The organism is Azospirillum sp. P4_B5, assembly GCF_056402275.1.
Genome location: NZ_JBFUHT010000099.1, coordinates 1 through 4527 on the forward strand (window position 1 = coordinate 1; position 4527 = coordinate 4527).

Sequence of the window (4527 nt, forward strand, 5' to 3'; positions counted from 1 at the left end):
GTCACCGTGTCACCGTGCCCAAGGCCGTCGCACCCTCGTACAGCACGACCACGCCGGCCTCGCCCACCGTCCCGGTGATCACCGGAGCCGTCACGCTGGTCACCATGTCCGCCGTGGACCCGCTGTTGGACGAAGCCGCCAAAGCCAACCCGGTCGGGGCGGAGGCGCTGGTATCGACGGTCACGAGGAGAGGCCCCGAAGTCCCGCTTTCGACGCCGGACGCGATCACCTTGGCGGTCAGCGTCCAAACCCCTTCCGCAAGCGTCGTGCCGGGGACCACCGACCAAGTGCCGGATCCGTTGGCTGTCCCCGTCCCGATCTCGAGACCGTTTCCGTACAGATGCACGACGTTGCCGGTGTCGGCCGTCCCTACAAGCGTGGGCTGTGAGACATTCGTTACTGCGTCTCCGGACATGCCGCTGTCCGATGCCGGGCTGAGCGCCGGGGTGGACGGGCTCGCCGACAGCACGATCAGCGTGTCGGTACCGTTGAGCGTCAGCGTTTGGAACGGCGTGTAGACGGTTTCAACATTGGAAACGAAGAGCGTTCCCTGGTTGCCGGCCGGGGAGAAGGTCACCACGTCCGTACCGGTTCCACCGATCAGCGTCTCCAGCAGCGTCGCCGCCAGAGTGTTGCCGTCGCTGCCCAGCGTCACCACGTCCGTACCGGTTCCGCCGGTCAGCGTTTCGACGCCGCTCACCAGCAGCGTGTTGCCGGCGCTGCCCAGCGACACCACGTCGGTGCCGATACCACCGGCCAGCGTTTCGACGCCGCTCACCAGCAGCGTGTTGCCGGCGCTGCCCAGTTCCACCATGTCGATGCCGAGGCCGCCGGTCACCGTCTCGACACCGTCCACCAGCAGTGTGGCGCCGGCGCTGCCCAGGGTCACCACGTCGGTGCCGGACGTGCCGATCAGCGTCTCGATCCGCCACACGGTGAGCGTGTTGCCCGTGCTGTCGCCCAGCGTCACGATGTCGAGGCCGGAGCCACCGGTCAGCGTTTCGACGCCGCTCACCGTCATCATGTTGCTGCCGGTGCCCAGCGTCACCACGTCGGCGCCGGAACCGCCGGTCAGCGTCTCCAGCAGACGGACCAGGATGGTGTTGCCGCCGCTGCCCAGCGTCACCAGGTCAGTGCCGGAACCGCCGAACAGCGTCTCGACCCGCGACACCTCGATGGTGTTGCCGCCGCTGCCCAGCGTCACGATGTCGCTGACGTCGCTGCCGAACAGCGTCTCGAGGCCGCTCACCGTCACGGTGTTGTTGGTGGTGCCGCTCAGGGTCACCACGTCCGTACCGGCAGAGCCCGTCAGCACCTCCAACCGCGACACGGCCAGCGTGTTGCCCGGGCTGTCGCGGAGCGCGATGTTATCCACACCGGAGTTTCCGATCAGCGTCTCCAGGCCGCTCACCTCCATGGTGGCGCCGGTCGCGGAGATCGTCACCACCTCCTTTCCGGACCCGCCGATCAGCGTTTCCAGACGGCCAACCAATATGGTGGAGCCTTCATCGGCCAGCGTCACCACGTCGATGTCGGACCCGGTGGCGCCCAGCAGCGTTTCGAGGCCGCTCACCCAGATGGTGTTCCCGCCGGAGTCCAGCGTGATGTTGTCGGTGGCGGAGCTGCCGGTCAGCGACTCGATGCCGGACACCTTAATCGTGTTGCCGGCGGTGCCGGACCTCACCACGTCGGTGCCGGTGCCGCCGATCAGCGTCTCCACCCGCCACACAAACAGCGTGTTGCCGCCGTCACCCAGCCTCACCGTGTCGGTGCCGCTGCCGCCGATGATCGTTTCGAACCCGATCACCGTGGTCGAACTGCCCCCGGTACCGATCGTCACCATGTCATTGGCGGAGCCGCCGGTCAAGGTCTCCACCAGCCGGACCGTCAGCGTGCCGCCGTCGCTGCCCAGCGTCACCATGTCGGCGCCGGTGCCGCCGGTCAGCGTCTCGATCGCGTTCACCAGAACCGTGCCGCCGCCGGTGCCCAAAATCAGCGTGTCGACGCCGGCGGCGCCGGTCACGGTCTCCACCAACCGGACCGTCATGGTGCCGCCGCCGCTGCCGAACGTCACGAGATCGGTGCCGGAACCGCCGATCACGGTCTCCACCAGCCGGGCCGTCAGCGTGCCGCCACCGCTGCTCAGCGTCACCATGTCGGTGCCGGTGCCGCCGATCATCGTTTCAATGCCCTCCACCAGCGTGCTGTTGCCGCCGCTGGCCAAGGTCACTACATCGGTGCCCAGGGTGCCGGTCAGCGTTTCCAGCTTCGAAACCGTCAGCGTGCTGGCGCCGCCGCCCAGCGTCACCACGTCGGCGCCGATGCCGCCGGTCAGCGTTTCGATGCCCTCGACCAGCAGCGTGCTGCCGAGGCTGCCCAGGAGCACCACATCGGTGCCGATGCCGCCGGTCAGCGTTTCGAGACCGCTCACCTGCAGCGTGTTGCCAAGGCTGCCCAGCGTGACGACGTCGGTGCCCGAGCCGCCGTTCAGTTGTTCGACCCGGCTCACCTCGATCGTATTGCCGCCGCTGCCTAGAAACACCAGGTCGATCGCCGTGCTGCCGGTCAGCGTTTCGACCCCGGTGACGATGTAGGTCGCCCCGACGGTCAGCAGCGACACCACGTCGGTTCCGGTGCCGCCGGTCAGCGTGTTGATCTGCGACAGGGTGATCGTGTTGCCGCCATCACCCAGCGTCACGACGACCGGCGCGAGATTCCGCAAATACTCCAGTGTGCCGTCATCGACGCCGACCACCATGTCGCGGTCGCCGTCGCCGTCGAGATCGCCCAGGGCCGGCCGCGGGTACGCCCCCGGCCCCCTGCTCCCGTATGGGTTGCCGGCGAGCAGCGCGAAGGTCGGCGCCGCCGCCGTCCCGGTGTTGATGTGGATGGAACTCTTGCTGATGAGATCGACGAAGCCGTCCCCGTCGATGTCCACCAGCACGGGTGACGAATAGCCGTCGGCATCGCGGGTCACGCCGAAGGGGTTGGTGCCGGCGAGCACGAAGGTCGGCGACAGAGTCGTCCCGTCGTTGCGGAAATAGAGGAGGTCGCCGGCAATGTTGCCGATCAGCAGGTCGAGGTCGTCGTCGCCGTCCAGATCGGCGAAGCTCGGCGCCCCGTAACTGCCGGCGTTCTGGATACCGAACAGGCCGGTGCCTTCCAGGGAAAAGTTCGGCGCCTGCGGCGAGGTCCCATTGTTGCGGAAGAACAGGGTGGTGCCGGCGTGGTTGCCGATGAACAGGTCGAGATCACCGTCGCCGTCGATGTCCACGACGGTGGGAAGCGCGCCGCCCTGGCTGACGTTGGGGATGCCGAAAGGATTGGTGCTGTCCAGCGTGAAGGTTGGCGACAGCGTCGTTCCATTGTTGCGGAAGAAGACCGTGTTTCCGTCCGCGTTGCCGACCAGGAGATCGAGATCGCCGTCACCATCAAGGTCCGCCAGAACCGGAGCGGCCTCGCTTCCGATGTCGGAGAGGCCGAAACTGTTGGTGCCGATCATAGTGAAGGTTGGATTCGCCATGGTCTTTCGGCCCTCACGCCACGCAGCCGGCATCAACACCGGTCTAAGATGGATCAATGCACCATCAGGCCTAATTATCGGTATATAAGATGATTCCAAAACGCGTTACTGGTTTGAAACACTCCTCCCTGCTCGCACAAGTCCCTATTTTTACAACAGTTTCTTGCTTTTATTGAGAGCACGCATACGTAGGGCGGATTAGGATAGGCTGCACGGTAAGATGTCTCCATTTGATTGAGCTTGAAACCAAACGTTTGCAAAACGGCGGAGAAGGAGGCTCCCGCATGGAACCAAAGCCGAACAGCCCCGGTGGCTTGCCAGTCGAACGGCCGCCACGATCCGAGGCTCTGATCGGACACCGAACCGGCTTTCGAACCGCCCCCTGCCGATTGCGGAAGTGCGAATGGATGCCGTCGGACGACCGCAATGTCCGCGACTCGGCTTCCGCCGACGCTCGTTTGATGAGTGAACTCCGTTCCGATTGAGCAACATCCGCTTCCGTGACGGCCTGTCAGGGCAAAACCCACTTGTCAAACAGTGTCTTTCTGGATTAATGAAGAGAATCGAAATCACAATGAATTGATAACAACGAAACACACGCGATGACTTAGTACGCCCATACTTAGAATAATCCTGGGCCACTTTAGAGTCATTGCGCGAGCATCTGAACAACTCGATAGACTGACGTTCAGCGTCGGTTGATGGCGAGACTGAGGGCGTTCGGGCGAAAAGGCCCCGTCTTCCGAGTGCTGAAGCGCCATTTCTGGCCGAGAATGCGGAAATATGCAGCGGTTTCGGCGCTATACGGGCGCAGTTCGCCCCTCGAGCCAGATCAGGCGTCGGAAATTGTAGGCGAGGTTGGTGATCCCGATCTTCACCGTCGCGCGACCCAGGCCGATGGTGCGGATGAACAGCCCCATACGCGCCTTCTGGTCCGCGAACACATGCTCGACGGCCGAGCGCACCGCCGAGCGGGCACGGTTGGCACGCTGGTGGGGCTCCGG

1 protein-coding gene and 1 pseudogene are annotated in these 4527 nt (G+C 64.7%); both read right to left on the bottom strand.

Translation table 11 applies throughout. The features are described from left to right. Position 1: 1 nt before the first annotated feature. Positions 2 to 3523, bottom strand: coding sequence for a beta strand repeat-containing protein (locus AC1DVI_RS31885; RefSeq protein ID WP_476961394.1), 3522 nt, complete (start codon positions 3521 to 3523; stop codon positions 2 to 4). Positions 3524 to 4323: 800 nt separating this feature from the next. Then, positions 4324 to 4527: pseudogene (locus AC1DVI_RS31890) on the bottom strand (IS5/IS1182 family transposase); the annotation flags it as partial.

What these genes read in the sequence shown, in the direction of transcription:
- AC1DVI_RS31885 (WP_476961394.1), bottom strand. Translation starts at nt 3,523, where the DNA reads ATGGCGAATCCAACCTTCACTATGATCGGCACCAACAGTTTCGGCCTC.